This window comes from Rhodococcus sp. (in: high G+C Gram-positive bacteria) (assembly GCF_049299235.1).
GTDB lineage: Bacteria > Actinomycetota > Actinomycetes > Mycobacteriales > Mycobacteriaceae > Rhodococcus.
In genome coordinates, this window is record NZ_JBAQXC010000010.1 from 1 (window position 1) to 2429 (window position 2429).

Here is a 2429-nt window from a genome sequence, read left to right on the forward strand (position 1 = left end):
GGGGGCGGCCTTCGCGCTCCTCGATCGCAGCCTCGATCAGGTTGCGGGCGAACCGCGCGTTGCCTTCGCGGTCGATCAGTGTCCGGGTTCGGCCGTCGGCCCTGTCCTCCGGCTCGGTTGGCAGGTATTCGGCGACGCGCAGGACTTCCCGTGCCGCCGAGTCCGTGAGTTCCGCACGGTACGTTTCCGTGGCCATCGTGTCCGCGATCGTCACCAGATCGGCGGGGCGATACGACGGGAACCGGATCTGTCGGGCGAATCGGCTCTTCAGGCCGTCGTTCCGATCGAGGAAGGTGTTCATCGCGTCCTCGTATCCGGCGACGATCACGACCACGCGGTCGCGGTTGTTTTCCATCGTCGCGAGCAGGGCGGCAGAGGGTCGCCGGTCAGGGGGTGGTGTGGTTGTCGCGGAGCCGGTCGGCGGCGACACGGTCCCGACAGGAGTGGGTGAGCCACATCTCGACAAGTTCGGCGGTGGTGCCGGCCTGCCGCCCAGTGGTGGATCAGGTCGCTGTAGCGGGCGACGGTGAACCCGGACACCGCTGGGTTCTCGAGCCAGCCGTGGTGGATCAGGCTGGCGACGGACTGTTGGTCGAGCAGCTGGGGCCGGTCCGGGGTGTCGGGGTGGGTGGCCCAGCAGTACAGCGACAGCAGCGACGGCCCGATACCGGGGGCCTTCGGCCACCCAGACCATTCCAGGAAGGGGCCGGCGTCGATCAGGGCGGGGGACCGCTCGCACGCGGCGAACGCGGCAGCGGATGCAGTCGTCGGGGAAGGTCAACGGCTCGTCGCAGGGATCCATGCGGGCAATCCTGGTGTCGGGCACCGACACGTGAGCTCCGGTGGGGCAGGGCCTGGTGCTCGGCCGACGCCCTGACGAGGACGGTCGGCGGTCTTCGGGGACGGGGCGGTGTCGGTCGCGCATGGTCTGCTGGTCCGGTGAGCGATGACGACACCGATGACGAGCTGTGGCTGTGGATGACCCGCCGGGAGTTCCGTGCGCTCAACGACGCTGACCGGGCCAGGGCTGTCACTGCTCTGAAGCGTCGGGCGCAGGAGTTGCTCGACTCCGGTGAGCCGGTCAGTTTCTCCGGCCGGGCCATGACCGCGGACGATGTCGCCCGGGCGGAGCGGGCGCAGCGCTGGCGTGCCGAACGCCTGTCGCGGCCGCCGTACGTCGACGGCGATACCTCTGACCGGTCGGGCGAGGAGGGTGGGCAGCAGATGGTGGGTGAGGCCGGCGCCGCGGACCGGCGCCTGACGATGGACCTGGTGCCGCTCTACGACCTCACCCGTGAGCACGCGGTCGAACTCGAGTACGAGCTGAGTGAACGCGAGGACGCGGCCACCGACGACGAGACCCGGCAGCGGTACCGCGAGCGACGCCGCGCAGTCAGGGTGCAACGGCGCAGCCTCCCGCTCGGCACGGACCTGGCCGCGCGGACGGGGCTGATCGCGGCATGGGACACCTGGCACGCCGAGATCGAGGCGTTGCGCCGGCGCTGAACCCGAAGTCGAGCCGACAACCGTCAGGGCCTGGCTGGGAGATCTGCCGGAGTGAGGTGGGGCACCCCACCGGAAAAATATTGCACTTGTAAGTGAAAGAGGGTTGCGGTCGGGGTGACACAGAGAGGTGCCAGGCGATGAACGCGGTGATCGACAGTGGTGTCGGGAAGACGACGTTGACGGTGACATCCGATCAGGTGTCGCAGGCCGGGGCGTTCGACCCGACGGCTCTGAGGTCGGTGGTGCCGGCGGAACTGGCTGGGGTCCTCACCGAGGTGGTGCGGATCGTCGCCGCCGGCGGCACGGTGACCATCGGGTCGATGCCCGAGGAACTGACCACCACGTCGGCGGCGGATCTGCTCGGCATCTCCCGGCCGACGCTGATGAAACTGGTCCGGGAAGGGCAGATCGTTGCGCACAAGGTCGGCACCCACACCCGACTGAACACGGCTGACGTCCTCGCCTACCTGGATCGGCTACGTGAGCGGCAACGGGTCGCGCTGCAGGAGCTGCGGGACTTCGAGGACGCCGAGGGCCTGGACTACTGACCGCCCGAGACCGGCGGTGCGACAGGCGCGGTCGGCGGCGGCCACTATCCGAGGTCGCCTGACGCCATCAGGCCAAGTAGGCAGGACATTCATGAATCGATACTCGAGCGCGGCGATTGGTCTCTATACGACCGCGGCCATCGCACAAGCACTCACATGGGCGGATTTGGGCAGCGATGAACGTAGTTCACGCATCGTGTTCTTCCTTCTCGCCGCCGCGTTGCTTGCCGCAATCCTCGGAACACGGACGGATCGAGACTGAACCTGCCCGAGTCAGTGGCCCGATCCACAGGATTTGACTATAACTCCGCTGGGGCTGTAGTTCGCCGTGCGGAACAGGCCTGAGATCACCTGGTGGTCGACGCGGCCCGTCGC

2 protein-coding genes and 1 pseudogene are annotated in these 2429 nt (G+C 68.2%); 2 read left to right on the top strand and 1 reads right to left on the bottom strand.

Annotated elements, in window-relative coordinates:
- Positions 1–355 (bottom strand): annotated as a pseudogene (locus WAX14_RS00420) (type VII secretion AAA-ATPase EccA); the annotation flags it as partial.
- 584 nt (positions 356–939) lie between these two features.
- Between WAX14_RS00420 and WAX14_RS00425 the strand changes: the two are divergent.
- A complete protein-coding gene (locus WAX14_RS00425) occupies positions 940–1506 on the top strand; it encodes a hypothetical protein (protein ID WP_422626129.1) in 567 nt (188 codons plus the stop codon).
- A gap of 137 nt (positions 1507–1643) precedes the next feature.
- Positions 1644–2054 carry a helix-turn-helix domain-containing protein gene (locus tag WAX14_RS00430; RefSeq protein ID WP_422626130.1) on the top strand — a complete coding sequence of 137 codons (411 nt, stop codon included), beginning with the start codon at positions 1644–1646 and terminating at the stop codon, positions 2052–2054.
- Positions 2055–2429 lie beyond the last annotated feature (375 nt).

Excerpts from the sequence above, each read along its gene's own strand:
- WAX14_RS00430 (WP_422626130.1), top strand. The coding sequence starts at position 1,644 with ATGAACGCGGTGATCGACAGTGGTGTCGGGAAGACGACGTTGACGGTG.